This is a genomic window from uncultured Campylobacter sp., from assembly GCF_938002845.1.
Taxonomy (GTDB): Bacteria; Campylobacterota; Campylobacteria; order Campylobacterales; family Campylobacteraceae; genus Campylobacter_B.
In genome coordinates this window covers 20983-38565 of sequence record NZ_CALKZP010000028.1, presented here as the reverse complement: position 1 = coordinate 38565, position 17583 = coordinate 20983, and the positions used below count along the sequence as shown (strand labels likewise).

At 48.6% G+C, this 17583-nt stretch carries 15 protein-coding genes; 4 read left to right on the top strand and 11 right to left on the bottom strand.

The features are described 5' to 3' along the window. Positions 1-6: 6 nt before the first annotated feature. From Q0224_RS03775 to sstT, 9 genes are all read right to left on the bottom strand, one after another. The gene (locus tag Q0224_RS03775) at positions 7-312 is read right to left on the bottom strand and encodes an ATP-dependent Clp protease adaptor ClpS (protein WP_297895840.1); all 306 of its coding nucleotides are present in this window, start codon (positions 310-312) and stop codon (positions 7-9) included. Further along, a complete protein-coding gene (locus Q0224_RS03770; RefSeq protein WP_297949203.1) occupies positions 302-1000 on the bottom strand; it encodes a TlpA family protein disulfide reductase in 699 nt (232 codons plus the stop codon). Before Q0224_RS03770 ends, Q0224_RS03775 begins: the two co-directional genes overlap by 11 nt. A gap of 55 nt (positions 1001-1055) precedes the next feature. Next, a complete protein-coding gene (gene smpB, locus Q0224_RS03765; RefSeq protein WP_005871759.1) occupies positions 1056-1520 on the bottom strand; it encodes an SsrA-binding protein SmpB in 465 nt (154 codons plus the stop codon). A gap of 125 nt (positions 1521-1645) precedes the next feature. Beyond that, entirely contained in the window at positions 1646-2389 is a 744-nt protein-coding gene (locus tag Q0224_RS03760) for a 4-(cytidine 5'-diphospho)-2-C-methyl-D-erythritol kinase (RefSeq protein ID WP_297949202.1), read from the bottom strand. 805 nt (positions 2390-3194) lie between these two features. Further along, on the bottom strand, positions 3195-4043 hold the full coding sequence (gene truB, locus Q0224_RS03755; RefSeq protein WP_297949200.1) for a tRNA pseudouridine(55) synthase TruB: 849 nt from the start codon (positions 4041-4043) through the stop codon (positions 3195-3197). Continuing rightward, entirely contained in the window at positions 4036-6096 is a 2061-nt protein-coding gene (locus Q0224_RS03750) for an ATP-dependent helicase (RefSeq protein WP_297949198.1), read from the bottom strand. The genes truB and Q0224_RS03750 overlap by 8 nt, the downstream gene beginning before the upstream one ends. Further along, positions 6093-6500, bottom strand: coding sequence for a hypothetical protein (locus tag Q0224_RS03745; protein WP_297949196.1), 408 nt, complete (start codon positions 6498-6500; stop codon positions 6093-6095). The genes Q0224_RS03750 and Q0224_RS03745 overlap by 4 nt, the downstream gene beginning before the upstream one ends. A gap of 1 nt (position 6501) precedes the next feature. Beyond that, a complete protein-coding gene (locus tag Q0224_RS03740; protein ID WP_297949194.1) occupies positions 6502-8415 on the bottom strand; it encodes a M3 family oligoendopeptidase in 1914 nt (637 codons plus the stop codon). A 111-nt stretch (positions 8416-8526) separates the two neighbouring features. Next, a complete protein-coding gene (sstT, locus tag Q0224_RS03735; protein ID WP_297949192.1) occupies positions 8527-9786 on the bottom strand; it encodes a serine/threonine transporter SstT in 1260 nt (419 codons plus the stop codon). A gap of 144 nt (positions 9787-9930) precedes the next feature. Between sstT and metK the strand changes: the two genes are divergently transcribed. After that, positions 9931-11130 carry a methionine adenosyltransferase gene (gene metK / locus Q0224_RS03730; protein WP_297949190.1) on the top strand — a complete coding sequence of 400 codons (1200 nt, stop codon included), beginning with the start codon at positions 9931-9933 and terminating at the stop codon, positions 11128-11130. A 1056-nt stretch (positions 11131-12186) separates the two neighbouring features. On the opposite strand, the gene dctP is transcribed toward metK, so the two are convergent. After that, entirely contained in the window at positions 12187-13371 is a 1185-nt protein-coding gene (gene dctP, locus Q0224_RS03725; RefSeq protein ID WP_297944883.1) for a TRAP transporter substrate-binding protein, read from the bottom strand. A gap of 121 nt (positions 13372-13492) precedes the next feature. Between dctP and Q0224_RS03720 the strand changes: the two genes are divergently transcribed. After that, positions 13493-14839 carry an FAD-dependent oxidoreductase gene (locus tag Q0224_RS03720; protein ID WP_297949187.1) on the top strand — a complete coding sequence of 449 codons (1347 nt, stop codon included), beginning with the start codon at positions 13493-13495 and terminating at the stop codon, positions 14837-14839. 34 nt (positions 14840-14873) lie between these two features. Here Q0224_RS03720 and Q0224_RS03715 read toward each other — a convergent pair whose 3' ends face one another. Further along, positions 14874-15041, bottom strand: a complete 168-nt coding sequence (locus tag Q0224_RS03715) for a hypothetical protein (protein WP_297949186.1) — start codon at positions 15039-15041, stop codon at positions 14874-14876. A gap of 109 nt (positions 15042-15150) precedes the next feature. Between Q0224_RS03715 and pyk the strand changes: the two genes are divergently transcribed. Further along, complete coding sequence (gene pyk / locus Q0224_RS03710) at positions 15151-16620, top strand: pyruvate kinase (RefSeq protein WP_297949184.1); 1470 nt, start codon at positions 15151-15153, stop codon at positions 16618-16620. 9 nt (positions 16621-16629) lie between these two features. Then, positions 16630-17580, top strand: a complete 951-nt coding sequence (locus Q0224_RS03705) for a hypothetical protein (protein WP_297949183.1) — start codon at positions 16630-16632, stop codon at positions 17578-17580. Positions 17581-17583: the final 3 nt, after the last annotated feature.

The following is a 17583-nucleotide window of genomic DNA, read 5'->3' as shown; positions in this document are numbered from 1 at the left end:
TTAAATTTAATCCTCTTCGATCTCGCATCTAAGAGGGAATCCTGCGGCCTTTGCCGCTTGTAAAACCGCTTGTTGCTTGCACTCGGCTATCTCTTTGGGATACGCGCCGCAAACCGCGCGACCCTGCCTATGAACTTTCATCATTAAATCTACGGCGTCGTTAAAGTTTTTGGCGAAAATCTCCATCAAAATATAAACCACGAAATCCATCGTCGTCACGTCGTCATTTAGCAAAATTACTTTATACGGGCGAGGCACGAAAGATTTTGTTTTGGCGCGAGTGTGAATCTGCACACCGGTTTTAGTTGCCATTTTTTATCCTGGCAATATCGCTTTTTATCACATCGGTATCGACCATGCCTAAGTAATACGGCTTGCCCCGCTCATCGCCCTCATTGATGTCGGTAAGCCTTTGATATTTTCCATCTTTAAGTACTACCTTAAAAGGGATCGAAAGCGCGTGACGATAACCGATGTCGCTTAAAATTTGACCCACTATGCGCTCGTTTTGTTTTGAATTGGAGATGAAATAATACGCATTAAACTTTTTCGTAAAATTTTCGATCACTTGCGCGTCCGTAATGTCCTCAAAATAAATCAAGCCGACCATTAGAAAATCCGCGGAATTTTTTAACTGAAAGTCCATCAGATGCGGCGCTTCGATGCGGCACGGCTGGCAGTACGTACCAAAAATATCAAACATTAAAATTTTATCGCTGTCCGCAAGCTTAAAGCCCTTTTCTGTCCGCTCAATCGTTACCTCGCCGCCTACGACGCTTTTAAGCGTAAGGCGCTCGCCCGTTTTAAACGGCGCAAAAGCTACCTCCTCGCCACTTTCTCCGCCAATACGCTCGCCATTTTTATCTTGAGCGGAATTTTTTGCCATCTGATTCTCGCTCGCGGCAGGATTCTCGCCAGCAGAGCCCGTCTTTTTCTGCGAATCATCTCCGCAGCCACTTAAAACAAAAATCGCCAAACATAATAGTAAAAATTTCTTCATTGCATTTCCTTCGGGTTTAAATTTAAGCCCGCATTTTAACCAAAGTTTTGTGAATTTAAAATGAATGCTTGTCGTATCGCTTCATCGCGCTTTGCGCTTCGCGGTCGGCTTCCTTGCGCTTTAGCGATTCGCGCTTGTCGTGCAGATTTTTGCCTTTTGCTAAAGCGATACGTGCCTTTACGCGGTTTTTATCATTGAGATACAGCGACAAAACCACGATGGTAAGGCCCTCTTTGCTAACCGCGCCAAGCAGTTTATCGATCTGCTTTCGGTGCATTAAAAGCTTTCGCGCAGCTCCTTCATCGGGACGAAAGTGAGCGTTTGTGCTTTCAAGATAGCTGATATGCGCGTTTAGCAAAAACAGCTCGCCGCGGATCACGCGACAAAAGCTATCTTTGAGATTGCCCCTGCCCGCGCGCAGAGCTTTGACCTCGCTTCCCTTTAGCACGATGCCCGCTTCAAAGCTTTCAAGTATCGTAAAATCGTGAAATGCCTTGCGATTTTTACTCAGTTCTTTCATCTTTTTCCTTCTAAATTTAGTCCTAAGCTTAGCCCGTTTTTGCTTAAATTTAAAAGCGGGCGAGCAAATTTTAAATTTTATCTTTAAATTTAGCTTTTAAATTTTAACCGCGCGCCTTGGAATTCTTATTTTAAGAAAAACACGCTGCTGCCGCTGCCGCTTAGAAACATATCGCGATACTTGCTCATCTGCGGATATAGCTTTATGCACGGCGCGAAAAGATCATTTAACGTAAAGCTGCCGTATCGTGCCAGCAGCTGCTCGCTGCTTAAACGCAACATCTCTTGCGCCTGCGCGGCGTTTATATTTTGCATAAAGCTTGCGCGAAACTCATTATAAACCGCGCCGGTAGAGCAAAAGATCGCGGGCATTAAAATTTCGATCGCGGGCAGCCGGTCCTCGAAAGGCTCGATGATCTCGCCGATGCCGCGCACGTTTGCGGCCTCTAGCCCGCTAACAAAAAACGCAACGTCCGCGCCGATACTTTGCGTGATTTTAGTAAGCCGCTCGCGCGGAATTTTTAAGCTTAATTCCTCGTTCGCAAGCTGCAAAAACGCCGCCGCATCGCTACTACCGCCCCCAAGACCCGCACCGATCGGAATATGTTTTTTAAGCACGATCTTGTGCGAGCTGAAAAATTCTGCAAGCTCGCGCGCAAAGCCCGCCCGCTCAAGCGCCGCTTTGGCCTTTAAAATTATATTATCCGCGATCTGCGCGGCGTCACATTCAAGCGCAAAGCCGCTCGCGCGCTCAAAGCTTATCTCATCAAACAGCTCCCTGCGCAGCACGAAGCGCGAGGCGATCTCGTGGTAGCCGCCGCGCGTGCCGACGACTTTTAAAAAAACGTTAATCTTTGCATAAGCTTTCAAAATTTTACTCCTTCCACGCTTTGGCGCGCTTGCGTTAAATTTAGCCGGCGGCGAGCTTATCTAGCGCGATTAAAATTTCAATCCGTGCGCGAGTTAAATTTCAGCCTGCGGCGCGCCCGCCCAGTGCAATCAAAATTAAAACCGCGTACCGTGAAGCGCGCACCGCAGAATTTAACCCGCGATCGCGGCGCCTGATACGTAAATTTTATAAAGCGCGAAATTTTAATCCGCAACGCATGCGGCCGAATTTCAACTCGCGGTGCAAATCTATCTGCGTGATTAAAATTCTAAGCCTCGCTATAAACCAAGACCGTGCAGCCGCGCGCTGCGATAGATCGTAATTTAGCTTATCGGTACGCCGCAATCAAGTCTATCGTTGCATACTATGCGCCGCCGCGAGCCGGAATTTTATTCGGCAAAGACCGCTTGCCACGGCACTAAGCTCCAACCTACGCGCTTTTTAAATCGAGAAATTTTAATCTCGCAGCGCGTCGCCATCGCGCGACAAAAGCAAATTTAAACGCCGCTTCGCCGCGTTTAAATTTAGCCCCCGCGGATTTATACCTTTCACGAGCGAGCGCCGCCCAAGAAGCCGCATGTTTAAATTTTAAATTTACTCCGCCCGATGCCGATTTGCGATCTGCTCGCAACGAAAGAGCGCAATCCCGCCGCCGCCCGTGATAAAATTTAACCGCGCATGGCGGCGCGCTATGCGAGCAAATTTAAAACGCACCGTATTTATAACCGCTCAAATTTCAAGCCAGGGCCGCCCGATCAAAATTCCGCCGCAGGCTAGAGCCGCTGATTAAAACATGCCGCCTGCGATCGGAACGTCGTTCCAAAGATAGCGCACCTCGCCCGAGCTTATCTCGATGATCGAGTAAAAATCGCCGCAGATAAGCAGATAGCGGCCGTCCGCGCGGCTCGCCAGATCCTTTGCGGCAAGCTTCTTACCCAAGATCACGTCGCGCGCGTCGCCGTCGTAAAAGTTCGGCGCGAGGTCCAAAAACTCGAGCGGATTTAGCGCTGCCTCGTCCGCAAAGCGCGGATCTTTCAAATCAAAAACCCCCTCGCTTTCTCGTCTAAGCGCGCTTAGCGTGCCACAAACGCCTAGCTTTTCTGCTAAAATTTGCGCGTAAGAGCGCACGTAGCCACCCTCGCTGAGTGCTACGCGAAAGCTTACGAAGGGGTGAGCATAGCTTAAAATTTCGGCATCAAAAACCCGCATCGAGCTCTCTTTCAAGCTCACCTCTTCGCCCGCGCGAGCGAGCTTGTATGCGCGCACGCCGTCAATTTTCTTGGCGCTGAAAGCGGGTGGGATAAATTTTATCTCGCCGCGCATTTGCGCCATCGCGGCATCTAAAACCTCGCGCGAAAGCGGCGGGATTTGCTTCACGCGCTCGATGTTTTCGTTATCGCCGCTTGGGCTCTGCGCGCCCAGCCACAGCGTCGCGGCGTAGACTTTTGGCTCCTTTTTCAAAAACCTAAAAAAGCGTGCGTATTGCCCGAATGCCACGATCAGCGCGCCGCTTGCGAAGGGATCGAGCGTACCGCTAAAGCCAGCCTTTTTCACGCCGTATTTGCGTTTAAGAGCGCTTAAAAATTTATTGCTGCCGATGCCCGCGGGCTTGTCCGCCAAAAACAATCTATTCATAAGAGCCGATCTTTTCTATGAAATTTGACATTATCACGCGCGAAATTCCGCCGAAATTTATAGTGAGCCGATCGCCGTTTACCGCCGTGATCTGTCCGATACCGAAGAGTTTGTGTTTGATCAGCTCGCCCTTACTAAAGCCGCTGCTTTGCTCGCGCGGAGGCTCTTTAGCCACCAAACCCGCCTCGGCTATAAACCTGCTAGCATCAAGCCTCTCGCGCTTGCCGCGATAAAAGCGGCTAGCGGCAAAGCTAAGCGTGAGAGTGCGTTTGGCGCGCGTAATCGCTACGTATGCGAGCCTACGCTCCTCCTCGATGTCATTGCTGTCGCCCAAAAGCGGGAAAAAGCCCTCCTCCAGTCCGATTACGAAAAGATGCTCGAACTCAAGCCCTTTGCTCGCGTGCACGCTCATTATATTTATCGCATCGCCCATGATGGCGTCTTGATCGCTAAGAAGGCTCAGCTCGTTTAAAAATTCCGCCAGATCAAAATCGGGCTTATTGCTAGCTTCATCCTTTAGCATAGCCAAAAACTCGTCGATGTTCGCTACCCGATCGGCGCCGTCCGGAAGCGAGGCGTAGTAAGCCTTTAGCCCGAAAGCGGGCTCCAAAGCCTCTATTTTTTTGATCGTATCGGCTAGCGCAGAGATAGAAGCGATGCCGCTTTTAAGCTCCGCTAGAGCCTGCGCCGCCTTGGCGCTAAGCCCCGCGTCCGGCTCGCTAAAAGCGTCAAATAGGCTTATGAGTCGCAGGCGCGAAAGCTCCTCGAGCTTTGCCAGCGAGACCTTGCCGATGCCGCGCTTGGGCACGTTTATGATCCGCCTCATCGAAAAGTCGTCGTGCTCGTCGTTTACCAAGCGCAGATAGGCGATCGTGTCCTTGATCTCGGCTCGCTCGTAAAATTTCACGCCGCCTACCATTTTGTACGGGATTTTGGCGCGATTCAGCCCCTCTTCCAGCGCGCGCGAAAGAGCGTTTACGCGGTAAAGCACGGCGATTTGAGAGGGCGCTACGCCGCTTGAAAGCAGCTTTTTGATAGCTTCTGCGATCTTTGCCGCCTCGATACTCTCCTCGTCTGAACGCAAAATTTCGATCTTTTCGCCGCCGCCGTTCATGCTAGTAAGGCTCTTGCCGAGGCGGTTTTTGTTATGCGAGATGAGCTCGTTGGCGGCATTTAAAATTTCATCCGTGGAGCGGTAGTTCTGCTCGAGTTTGATAAATTTTACGTTTGAGAACTGATCTTTAAAATTTAGAATATTTTCTATCCGCGCGCCGCGCCAGCCGTAGATACTCTGATCGTCATCACCCACCACCACGAGGTTTTCGTGCGCGGTGCAGAGCTTTTGCAGCAGTTTGAATTGAATGTCGTTGGTGTCCTGATACTCATCGACCGTGATGTAGGCGTAACGGCGCGAAATTTCATCGCATAGTCGCTCATTCGCGCTTAAAATTTTATACGGCAAGATCAGTAGATCATCAAAATCCACAAGATTATTCGCCGCCAAATACGCCTCGTAGCGCTTATACGCTCTAGCGCAATGCGCGTAAAATCCGCTATACATCCTGCTTAGCTCGTCGTCCTCGCCCTTTAGAATCTCGTCGATATCCTTGGGATCGATCAGAGAATTTTTGTAGGTTGAAATTTTAGCCGCTAATAGCGATGTGGGCAAATTTATCTCAAAGCCCTTGATGATCTTTTTCTTATCATCGGTATCGATTACTTGGAAGTTTGCGCTGCGACCAAGCTCGCTAATATGAAATTTCAAAAACAAAAGCCCGAATTTATGGAAGGTGCACAGAAGCGGCACGCCGCTTAAATTTAACCCGCTTATCAGATTAAGCGCTCGCGAGCGCATCTCGGCGGCGGCTTTATTCGTAAACGTAAGCGTGAGAGTATTTCCCGGAGGCACGCCGATTGATAGCAGATAGGCAAGGCGCGCGGTGATCGTTTTGGTTTTGCCGCTACCAGCACCCGCTAAGATTAGCATCGCTCCGTCCACGTGGCTCGCAGCCTCGCGCTGAGCGGGATTAAGACCTTCTAAAATATCGCTCATTTTGAAAAAATTTTACGCGATTTTTCGCGCTTAAGCCACTCGGACTCGGGACGAGAAAAATTTACCGCGATGGGCTTGCCGTCCACGACGATCTGCAAAACCGCGTAAAACGGCACGCTAAGCGTGCTTGCAAAATCCTGCGGTCCAAATCCCGCCTCGAAAACCAGCTCATCCTTGCTAAGATGCGCGCTAGAAAGCGTGTATTCCTCCAGCTGCAAAAAGATCGCGGGCATTTTGAAGCTTTTTAAAATTTCCTCCGGCAGCGGCGGGTCAAATTTTATCTGATCCGTCCTCACAACGATGCCAAATCCGCATCCAAGAGCCAAAACGTAATCCAAAACCGCGCCTATATTCGCGCTGCTCGCAGCGATAAATTTATCGTCTTTTAAAATTTTATCTATCATCCTAACCCCTCACAAACTCATCTACAAGCGCCGCGACCTGCTCTATGCCGATGCGCCAAAACTCGCTTTTATTGATGTCAAACCCGAATTTCGCCACTAGCTTTTGCGGCGCGTCGCTGCCGCCCGAGCTTAAAAACTCGGTGTAAATTTGAACGAAATTTTCGAGCCTGCCGCTCTTATACAGCCCGTAAAGCGCGAGCACCAAAAGCTGCGCGTAGGCGTAGGAGTAGCAGTAAAACGGCGAGTGAACGAAGTGCGGGATGTAGCTCCACCAGCTTTTGTAATGATCCTGCAAGATCAGCTCGCCCGCAAACATCTTGCGCGATTCCTCCATCCAAAGCTCATCTATTTGCCCCGTGCTTAGCTCATCCGCGCTCGCATGCACGCGCCGTTCAAAGGTCGTAAATCCGATCTGGCGGTAAAGCGTAGCGAAGATATCTTCGATCTTTGCCGCAAGCATCGCTCTTAGCGCGGTCTTATCGCTTGCGGTCTGCGATGGCGTATCCGTATCGCGTGCTGCAAGCTCGCACGAACCCGCAGAGCCTTGCGAAGCGGCATTTTTTACGGCGTGCTCGTTTGGAATTTCACCGCTCTGAGCCTCTTGTGAAGCATCGCACTTTAAATTTTGCGAGTCGTCCGAGGCGACGGCGCTTTTTAAATTTTGAGAGCCGCTTAAATTTGAAAAATTTTCGCGCATATAATCAAACACCAGCATCTCGCAGAAAACCGATGCGGTCTCAGCCGTCGTTAGCGGCGTGAAGGAGTTAAAATAGCCCACGCCGTAGCTTAGATACTGATGTATCGCGTGCCCCAGCTCGTGCGCGAGGGTAAATATGTCGCGGCGCTTGCGCGTGAAATTTAAAAGCACGAATGGGTGCGTATCGCGCGAGCCCGAATGCGAAAACGCGCCGCTTTGCTTATTTTGCGCGGGCATCGCGTCGATCCAGTTTTGCTCAAACGCGATCAGCGCAATCTGCTTAAATTTCGGGCTAAATTTTTCAAACGCCGCAAGCACGATCTGCTTAGCCTGCTCGAAGCTAAACTCGCTCTCATCGCCGCCGAGCGGCGCGTATCTGTCGTAATCATACAGCGCGTTGTAGCCTAAAATTTCGCGCTTTTTGGCGTAAAATTTGCCGACCAGAGCGAAGCTTCGCTCCGCCTCTGCGATCAGCGTATCGACGCTTGCGATGTTTATTTGATTTTCTTCGTGCATCACCGACTCGGCTTTATCGTAACCCCGCAGCTCGCAGCGAATTTTAAGATCGGTTTTGATCATATTGTAGATATAGCCAAGTAGGTGGGAGTTCTGCTGCAGCACCGCACTTAGCGAGGCTGCGGCATCCTTTCGCACCTCGCGATCAGGGCTATGAAGCAGGCTTAAAATTTCCTCCTCTCCAAGCTTTTGCCCGCGAAAATCAAAGCTCATCCGCGCCATGCTTTCGTCAAAAAGCCGCGAAAACGCCTCGCCGCTTACGGGCGAAGTTTTTAAAAGCACGCTTTCTTGCGGCAAGCTTAGCTGATGGGCCTTACGCCGCTTAAGCAGGCTCAAATAATATTTAAACCTACCGCCTTGCGCGATAAACTCGTCCTGTTTTGCGGCGTCAAGCTCGTTAAACTCGAGCTCGAAAAAGAGCAGGCTCTGCGAAATGTCGTTGCAAGCCTGCTCCGTCTTAGCCTGCTGCGCCCCAAGGCTCGTATCTCGCGCGAATCTTAGATGCGCAAAGCTCATTATCTTGCCGATCTGCTCGCTGATGCTCTCGTAAAGCTCAAGCGCGCCTAAAAATTCCTCCGCGCTAAGGGCGTGCAGCTTATCTTTAAATTTAAGCTCAAAATCCCTAGCCTGCGCGGCCGCACTATCTATCGCGGCACTAAATTCCGCTTCGTTTGCAAATAGCTCGCCTAAATTCCAATTCATCGATTTCCTTTTAAAATTTTTGGATAATTTTATCAAAAAAGAATAAGTAAAATGTTAAAAACCGCGAGATCCGCCGCTCCAGCGGAATTCGCGGTAAAATTTTAAGGTGAGTTATTTTTGCATACTTTGCGACGCGATCGCCGTAAAAATCACGTCGGTGGAGCTATTGATCGCGGTTTCTACCGAGTCTTGGATCACGCCGATGATAAAGCCGATCGCGACTACTTGCATTGCGATATCGTTTGAGATATTAAAGAGCGAGCACGCAAGCGGTATCAGCATCAATGAGCCGCCGGGCACGCCGCTAGCGCCGCACGCACCGACTGCTGAGACCACGCAAAGCAGTAGCGCCGTCCAAAAATCGGGACGCACGCCAAGCGTATGAGCCGCAGCAAGCGCCAAGATCGCGATTACCACCGCAGCGCCCGCCATATTTATCGTAGCTCCCAAAGGTATCGAGATCGAGCTTAGCTCGTCACTGATGCCGAGCTTTTTGCATAAATTTAAATTTACGGGGATATTCGCCGCCGAGCTGCGGGTGAAAAACGCCGTGAGGCCGCTTTCGCGCAGGCAAGTAAATACGAGCGGATACGGATTTTTCTTAATCACCACAAAGACGATGAGCGGATTTACCACGAGGGCTACGAACGCCATCGCGCCTACTAGCACGACTACTATTCGCACGTATCCAAGCAGCGCATCGACGCCGGTTTGATACACGGTAGAAGCTACTAGACCGAAAATTCCAAACGGCGCGAGCTGGATTACGAACTGCACGATTTTAGTTACCGCTTCGCTCAGATCGGTAAAAATCTTCTTTGTTTCATTAGTGCAAAATTTAAGCGCGACGCCAAGACCTATCGCCCAGGTTAAAATTCCTACATAGTTTCCGTGCGCGATAGCGTTTAGCGGATTATCTACGACCTTAAAAAGCAGATCTTTTAGCACGATCCAAACGCTCGCAGGGACCGCATTTTCCGCCGCACCGACATTGCTTAGAGCAAGCTCCGTCGGAAATAAAAAGCTGGCTGCTACCCCCACGCACGAGGCTAAAAAGGTGCCTACGATATATAGAACAACCACGCGTTTTAAGCCGCTTGCGCTGCCGTATTGTTTATTTACGATCGAGCTTAAAATCAAGATAAAAACTAAAATCGGAGCTACCGCTTTAAGGGCACCTACAAATAAATTTCCTAAAATTTCCCCAAAAGCTACTACGTTTATTAAAAATGAAGCGTGCTCTGCCGCAATATCGCCCGCCGTCGAACGCGCAGCAAAGCCCAAAATGGCGCCTATTATCAAGCCTGTAACTATGCGCAGAACTAGATTTTTATCTTTGTAGCTGGCTACTAATTTTTGAATCGAACTCATTTTTTACCTTTCAATCAAAACGTCGTTTGAAATATATCGAAATTTTATTTAAGCACATTTAAATTTGGGCGAAATTTCGTAATTTTTAGTTAATCTTAAAACCTCGTTAGATAAAATGCCCCGAAATTTTAATTAGGAGCAGATATGTATCTATTCACAAGCGAAGTAGTAAGCCCCGGACATCCGGATAAATGCGCCGATATCATCGCAGACAGCATCGTGGATGAAATTTTAAAGCAAGATCCCAACGGGCGCGTCGCGGCGGAGGTTTTCATCGCGGGCAAACACGTAGTAATCGGCGGCGAAGTAAACGCCAAGATCGATTTTACCCACGACGATTACCGCCACATCGTAAAGGGCGCGCTTAGCGAGATTGGTTACAATGACAACCCTCATTTCACGCGCGCGCAGTGCCTGCATCCGCAGGATCTGCAAGTGGACGTATTTTTAAACCAGCAAAGCCCCGACATCAACCAAGGCGTCGATCAAGAGGGCGGTGAGATCGGAGCGGGGGATCAGGGCATAATGTTCGGCTTCGCAAGCTGCGAGACGAAAAATTTTATGCCGGCGGCGATCACCTACGCAAGAGCGCTTTGCGATCACGTTTATGCCTACGCAAAATCTCATCCCAACGAGCTTGGCGTCGATATTAAAACGCAGGTTACGGTCGATTACGGCACGAAGAGCAATTTTGAGGAGTGTAAGCCGCAAAGCATCCATACGATCGTGGTTTCAGCGCCATGCGTCGAGAGCATGAGTATCGAGCGAGTCCGAGATCTAATCGGAAATTTAATCGATTCGGCGGGGCTTCCAAAGGAGCTTTACGACAAAAGCAAAACGATCATCTACATCAATCCTACCGGCCGCTACGTAAATCATAGCTCGCTTCACGACAGCGGCCTAACGGGGCGCAAACTAATCGTAGATAGCTTCGGCGGCTACAGCCCGATCGGCGGCGGCGCTCAAAGCAGCAAAGACTACACCAAGGTCGATCGCAGCGGGCTTTATGCGGCGCGCTATATCGCCAAAAACATCGTCGCAGCGGGGCTTGCGAAAAAATGCATCGTCCAGCTCAGCTACGCAATCGGCGTAGCTAAACCCGTCAGCGTCAGCGTCGATTGCATGGGGACGAACTTAGGCGCGGCGAGTGACGATGAGTTGTCCGCTTTCGTGCTTGAAAAATTCCCGCTCACGCCGCGCTGGATCATCGATAAATTCGGTCTTGATCGCCCCGGTAGAGAAAGCTTTCTCTACGCCGACGTCGCAGCGCGCGGACAAGTCGGAAACGACGAATACCCGTGGGAGCAGCTTGACGGCGTGGAGCTTTTTAGGGCTTTGAAATAAAATTTTACGCTTTGCAGTAGCGCCTTTTTTAGCTTACGACATTCGCTAGGCTTGCAGCAGCGAGCCTAGCTCAATATTCTACGCGGCTTTTGCATGCCGCGTAGTTTTATCGCATCCCAAGAAATAGCGTTATGGCAAAATTCTCCATCAAAATTCTAAACCGTGGAATTTAAGAGTTTTCGCAGGTAGAATCGAATTTTAAAATTTTAAGCCTAACTCGCGCAAAATTTTAAAATTGACGCGGTGAAATTCCAAGGCTAAGCCCGTCTAGTTTAGTGATAAATTCTAACTAGAGCAGGCTTTAAAAGTATTTGCATACAAGCTTTAAATCTGCAATCGCTTAAAATGAAATTTGACCTATAAAATTTTTCCTAACGCGCTTTGTACTTAACCTCCGAAAGACAAAATTTTAAATTCTCATTACTTGTGATATTCAGGCCCAAAATTTTAAAATTTTGCATTTTATTTGAAGTTCACTGTTTTATACAGCAAGAAAACCCAAAGCAAATTCTATTTAAAAGCGGTATCGGCAAGACAAAAACATTAAAATTTTAAAATGTGGAATTTATGAACGCTACTAATTTAAAATCTCAGATTGGCGCGCTTCGCCAAAGCTCCTCCGCTAACTACGCGAAATGAAAAAGCAAGATTAAATTCTCTCTCGCTCAATGTCACCCGCAAGCAAGCACGGCAAAATATCAAGATTAAATAACATAAGAGATAAAAGAATAAGACAAAAGGAGGAGGCTCAAAGCTTTCTAAAATTCTAGCCTTGTGCGGCGGCAACCGAGCAGCTTTTAAATTGGGCTTTAAACGCAGTGATGCGAATTGCACGCCTTAACTTAAATGCTAAAGCGGCGATAAAATTTTATCGCCGCTTTCATAAATTAAAATTTTAAAGATATTGCCGAACTACGCAGCTGCAAATAAGTAAATCGCCTGCATTTTAATCACCCGCACCTCGCCTAAATTGCCGATCAAATTTAAGTCGCATACACCTTTATCTGGCGCTTAGTTTAGCCGCGTGGCATAAAAACGCAACTTAAAAGCGAAGCACTATTTCGTCTGATTATCCTCGTTTTTTGGCGCAGCAGTGCTTGCATTTATCTCGCTGGCTGCGCTATTTACGGGCTCAGGAACAGAGATTTTTTTCACCGAAGCGGTGAAATTCTGCTCGGCTTCAACGTCGCCCGTTTTTTCGATATATGTAAAATCGCCCATCTTCGTCCACGTTCTAGCTTTAGCTAAAAACGCCTTTTGGCTCTCCCAAATCTCTTTGAAATCAGGATTTTTCTCGCTTTCTTCGGCTAAAATTTCATCCGTCGCCTTGCGAAGCGCACGCATGATCTCGGGCGAAAAAGAGCGAATCTGAACGTTCGGATATTTCTTTTTGATCTCGTCCCAAATTATTACATTTTTATAAAACGTCTCGTTTTCTGCGTATTCGCGCGCCTTTGCGATCGAAGCCTCTAGGATATTTTGCAAGTCTTTAGGAAGCTTCTGCCAAGTTTGTAGATTTATCACGATCTGCTGCTCGCTAGCGGGTTCTTGCCATCCCGTATAATAGTAATTTGCGACCTTGTGAAAGCCTAGAGGTATATCAAAGCTGGGGCTTGCCCACTCGACCGCATCGATAGTGCCCATCTCTAGCGCCATATATAGCTCACCTACCGGTATCGTAGCGACTGCGACGCCAAGGCGGCTCATAACCTCCCCGCCAAAGCTTGGAATTCTAAATTTAAGCCCTTTTAAATCGTCTAGCGTATTAATCTCTTTTTTAAACCAACCACCCATCTGCATACCGCTATTTAGGATATTAAAGACCTTTAGATTGCTTTTAGCATAGAATTTATCGGCTAGCTCCTTGCCTCCGCCGAAGTAATACCAAGCGTGCTGTTCGTCTTTCGTCATACCAAAAGGCACCGTCGTAAACAGCATATTCGCGCTATTTTTACCCTTATAATAGTAGCTCGCAGTATAGCCTAAATCGTATTGTCCGTTTTTGACCATATCATAGATTGCAAAAGGCGCTTTATGCTTGCTAGGCGCGTCGATGCTGATTTTTAGTCTACCATCAGACATACTATCTGCAAGATCTGCCATACGCTTGGCGACATCGCCTACGATAGGCATACTAAGCTCGTAAGTCTGAGCTAGCTTAAGGTGATAAACTTTCTTATCCGCGCCCCACAGCGACGTGGCTATAATCAAACTTAATCCGACAAGAATCGATTTTTTCATATACTACTCCCAAAATGAAATGGTGCGAATTTTATATAAAATCATCTAAATTCACGCTTTTATAACTAGCTTTTAAGCGAAATTTTCGCACAATTGCAGCCAAATTCGATAAGGAAAGGGCATGCAAGAAAAACATTACGAAGTAATCATCATAGGCGGCGGTATCACGGGCAGCGCGCTAGCATATGTACTGGCGGAATTTAGCGGAATCAAAAATATAGCTCTACTTGAAAAATACGAAGGGCTTGCGACGCTGAATTCTAAAGCCAGTGCAAATTCCCAGACGATTCATTGCGGCGACATCGAGACCAACTACGACCTGCAAAAAGCGACCGAAGTCAAGCGCAAGGCGGATATGATCGTGAAATATTGCCAAAAGCACGGATATGAGAATAAATTTTTATTTCAGGGGCAGAAAATGGCTCTTGGCGTGGGCGAGAGCGAGGTAGAGCTAATTAAAGAGCGCTTTGAAAAATTTAAAGAGCTTTATCCGTATCTGCAGCTTTTCGACAAGGAAGAGCTCAAAAAAATCGAGCCCAAGTTAGTTTTTGACGGACGCGGCGAGGAGCGAGTGGAGGATATCGTAGCAATGGGCGTGCAATCGGGAGTTTACACGACGATCGATTACGGCGCGATGGCGAATTCCTTCGTGCAAAACGCTAAAAACGTGGAGGGTAAAACCTGCGATCTGTACCTAAACACCGAGGTGCAAAACATCACTAAAGTAGGCGATAAGTTCTATATCCGCACCGCAAATAGACTCTCGCTAAGTGCTGATTTCGTAGTCGTAGATGCGGGCGCTCACTCGCTATGGCTCGCGCACAAAATGGGGCTTGGGCAGGATCTTAGCACGATTTGCATCGCTGGCAGCTTCTATCTAACCAAGCAAAAACTTCTAAACGGCAAGGTTTACATGGTACAAAACCCAAAGCTTCCATTTGCCGCGCTTCACGGCGATCCGGATTTGCTCGCAGACGGCTGCACGAGATTTGGTCCTACCGCGCTTACGATGCCGAAGCTTGAGCGCTACAAGGGCTGTCGTTCGGTGCCGGAATTTTTTCAATCATTAAATTTTGACATGGACGTAGCCAAGGTCATTTGGCAAAATTTTGGCGATAGCGAGGTAAGGGACTTCTTAATCCGCAATATAGGCTTTGAGATACCGATTTTAGGTAAAAAGCTTTTCGTCAAAAATGCGCGCAAGATCATACCTAGCATCCGCGAGGAGGATATTTATTATGCCAAGGGCTTTGGCGGCGTGCGCCCACAAGTAATCTCACACTCGCAAAAAAAGCTGCTTTTAGGCGAAGCTAGAATAGGCGAAAATCCGGGGATTATCTTTAATATGACCCCAAGCCCCGGCGCTACGAGCTGCCTAGGCAACGCACTTCGCGACGCAAAAAGTGCCTGCGAATATTTGGGAGTGAGCTTTGATGATGCAAAATTTGACGCGGAAATGATGCGATAAAGAGGAATTTTTAAATTTCGCTCGGGCAAGAATTTTAAAATTTTACTTCGGCGAGGATTTTAGAATTTTGCTCGCGCTTCACATATATAGGGGATTTTTGAATTTCATTCAAACGCGAATTTTTAGAATTTAACCCACACAGCAAGCTATGAAATTTTAAAATTTCACCATGCCGTAGAATTCTGAAATTCTCTCGAGCCATAAAATTTTAAAATTCCTTCGTCTAGCGAATTTTAAAATTTAGAAATTTTAAAATTTCACGTAAAATTTCGCCTAATGCGGCGATAAATTTTAAATTTAAAGGAGAAAAGATGCTTAAAAAAACCAAAATTTTAGCGACCATCGGGCCCGCAAGCGATGGCGAAGAGATGATGAGCGCGATGGTAAAGGCGGGTTGCAACGCCTTTAGGATGAACTTCAGCCACGGCACGCACGAGTATCACGAGGCAAATTTAAACAAAATCCGCACCATAGAAAAGAGCCTGGGCGTGCGCGTAGGCGTCTTTCAGGACATCAGCGGCCCAAAGATCCGCGTCGGCAAACTCGAGGAAAATTTTAAACTAAAAACGGGCGATAAAATCACCTTCCTTCCTCGCGAAATCATCGGCAAAAAGACCGCAGAGGGCGAATACGAGCTGTGTATCAACCACCCCGAAATTTTGCCGCTGATGAAGGTAGGCGAGTTTATCTACCTCTACGACGGCTCAATCCGCGCCAAGGTAGTCGCGGTAAGCGAGCAAGGCGTGCGAGCGGTGCTCGAAAACGACGGCTTTTTGAGCTCGAATAAGGGGGTGAACTTCCCAAACACCCGCCTAAATATCGACGTTATAACGCAAAAAGACCTCGAGGATCTGCGCTGGGGCGCGGCGCACGGCGTAAATTTCGTAGGCATCTCCTTCGTGCAGTCGCAAAACGACATCCTGCGCGTGCGCGAAATTTTAAACTCGCTGGGCTCAAAGGCTAAAATTTACGCCAAGATCGAAAAATTCGACGCTGTAGAAAACATCGAGCAGATCATCGAAGCAAGCGACGGCATAATGGTCGCGCGCGGAGATCTGGGCATCGAGATGCCGTTTTATGAGATCCCGCGTATACAAAAGCGCATCATAGCTCTTGCCAACGCCCGCTCAAAGCCCGTCATCACCGCCACGCAGATGATGCTTAGCATGACCGAGCACGAGCGCGCTACCAGAGCCGAGATCAGCGACGTCGCAAACGCCGTGCTCGACGGCACCGACGCCGTGATGCTAAGCGAGGAAAGCGCCATCGGCAAAAACCCTGCAGCCGTGGTCGCCGCGATGAGCGAGACGATCCGCGAGACCGAAAAGATCTACCCTTACGATAAATTTAACGATTACGATTTCTACGACGAGACCGATATGATCACCTCAAGCACCGCAGCGCTTGCCGCAAGGCTGGGCGCGGGCGCGATACTTTCGATCACGGGCTCGGGGCGTTCGGCGATCAAACTCGCACGCAACCGCGCCAAAATCGACATCATCGCAATCGCACACGACGAGCAAACCGCGCACGCGTTAAGTCTCGTGTGGGGCGTAAATCCAGCGATGGTCAGGGAAAAAACGAGCATCAACTCGCTGCTCGCACGTATCATAAGCGAGGCTCTACAGCGCGGGCTCATCGAAGAGGACGGCACCTATGTGATGACGGCGGGCTTTCAAAGCGGTCATCCCGGCAGCACCGACTACATCCGCATCATCAAAAAAGATCAGATCGATTTCTACCGCGACGCGGCGGAAACGGGCTTTAGCGGTAAAATTTAAAAAATCAAAATGTCAAAGTCCATTAAAATCAAAGAATCGCGGTTAAATTTAACCCCTTGTTATGAACTAACGCCAAAAGAGGCGCGAGAGCTCGTCAGCATCGGCATCACCGAGCACGGCGAGATATATTTTCTATGCGAGGATGCGGGCGAATACGTCATAAAATTTATGCGAGACGGGCGGCTGCGCGAGATAAAAACCGGCGCGGACGAAAACGGCTACCGCTTCGCCGTGCCCGTGGATTTTCCAAACCGTTGGGCGCTGCTAAACGCTCGCTCGCGCTACGATGAGAAGTTAAGACGCAGCGAGGAAAATTTAAAATTTATCGATGAGCCGGGCGCCCAAACGGGCAAAATTTGCGTGGGCGACGGCATAGCAAAGATCATAGCGCAAGGCGGGCACCTCTACGTTTCATATTTTGGCGACGGGCTCTTCGGCAACTTCGGCGGAGACGAGTGCGAACTCGCCGTTTGGAACGAAGCGGGCGAAAAGCTCTATGGATTTGACCTCAGCCGGATTCACGACTGCTACGCAATAAATCTATTTGGCGGCGCGTGCTACGCGCACTATTGCAGTAGCTTTGATTTCGTTCGTATCAAGGACGGGCAAGCCACGGCGTATACTCCGAAAATCAGTTCTTATAAACCAGGCTCCGCGGCTATTGAAACGTGCGAGCTAGAATTTTCAAAGAGCGATTATATTTTTGCGAGCCGCGACTTCGCGCTGGATGAGCGAAGCGTGCTGTTTTGCCCGGCTGATAACGACAAAGATGAGCTGTTTTTGTTTAAATTTAAAGGCGAAACGCTAGAATTCGACAGAAAAATCAGCCTAAATTTTCTCGGCGCAGACGGATCGAAAAATAACAAAAATGAGGGCTGCGGCTCGTACGGGAACGGCGAATATTTAGCTCTTTTAAAAGGCGCCAAAATTTATAAAATTTGCGTGAGCGAGCTAAATTGAAAT

What these genes read in the sequence shown, in the direction of transcription:
- smpB (WP_005871759.1), bottom strand. Translation starts at nt 1,520, where the DNA reads ATGAAAGAACTGAGTAAAAATCGCAAGGCATTTCACGATTTTACGATA.
- Q0224_RS03745 (WP_297949196.1), bottom strand. Translation starts at nt 6,500, where the DNA reads ATGATAGATAAAATTTTAAAAGACGATAAATTTATCGCTGCGAGCAGC.
- metK (WP_297949190.1), top strand. Translation starts at nt 9,931, where the DNA reads ATGTATCTATTCACAAGCGAAGTAGTAAGCCCCGGACATCCGGATAAA.
- sstT (WP_297949192.1), bottom strand. Translation starts at nt 9,786, where the DNA reads ATGAGTTCGATTCAAAAATTAGTAGCCAGCTACAAAGATAAAAATCTA.
- Q0224_RS03740 (WP_297949194.1), bottom strand. Translation starts at nt 8,415, where the DNA reads ATGAATTGGAATTTAGGCGAGCTATTTGCAAACGAAGCGGAATTTAGT.
- dctP (WP_297944883.1), bottom strand. Translation starts at nt 13,371, where the DNA reads ATGAAAAAATCGATTCTTGTCGGATTAAGTTTGATTATAGCCACGTCG.
- Q0224_RS03720 (WP_297949187.1), top strand. Translation starts at nt 13,493, where the DNA reads ATGCAAGAAAAACATTACGAAGTAATCATCATAGGCGGCGGTATCACG.
- Q0224_RS03705 (WP_297949183.1), top strand. Translation starts at nt 16,630, where the DNA reads ATGTCAAAGTCCATTAAAATCAAAGAATCGCGGTTAAATTTAACCCCT.
- Q0224_RS03715 (WP_297949186.1), bottom strand. Translation starts at nt 15,041, where the DNA reads ATGGCTCGAGAGAATTTCAGAATTCTACGGCATGGTGAAATTTTAAAA.
- Q0224_RS03750 (WP_297949198.1), bottom strand. Translation starts at nt 6,096, where the DNA reads ATGAGCGATATTTTAGAAGGTCTTAATCCCGCTCAGCGCGAGGCTGCG.
- Q0224_RS03770 (WP_297949203.1), bottom strand. Translation starts at nt 1,000, where the DNA reads ATGAAGAAATTTTTACTATTATGTTTGGCGATTTTTGTTTTAAGTGGC.
- truB (WP_297949200.1), bottom strand. Translation starts at nt 4,043, where the DNA reads ATGAATAGATTGTTTTTGGCGGACAAGCCCGCGGGCATCGGCAGCAAT.
- Q0224_RS03775 (WP_297895840.1), bottom strand. Translation starts at nt 312, where the DNA reads ATGGCAACTAAAACCGGTGTGCAGATTCACACTCGCGCCAAAACAAAA.
- pyk (WP_297949184.1), top strand. Translation starts at nt 15,151, where the DNA reads ATGCTTAAAAAAACCAAAATTTTAGCGACCATCGGGCCCGCAAGCGAT.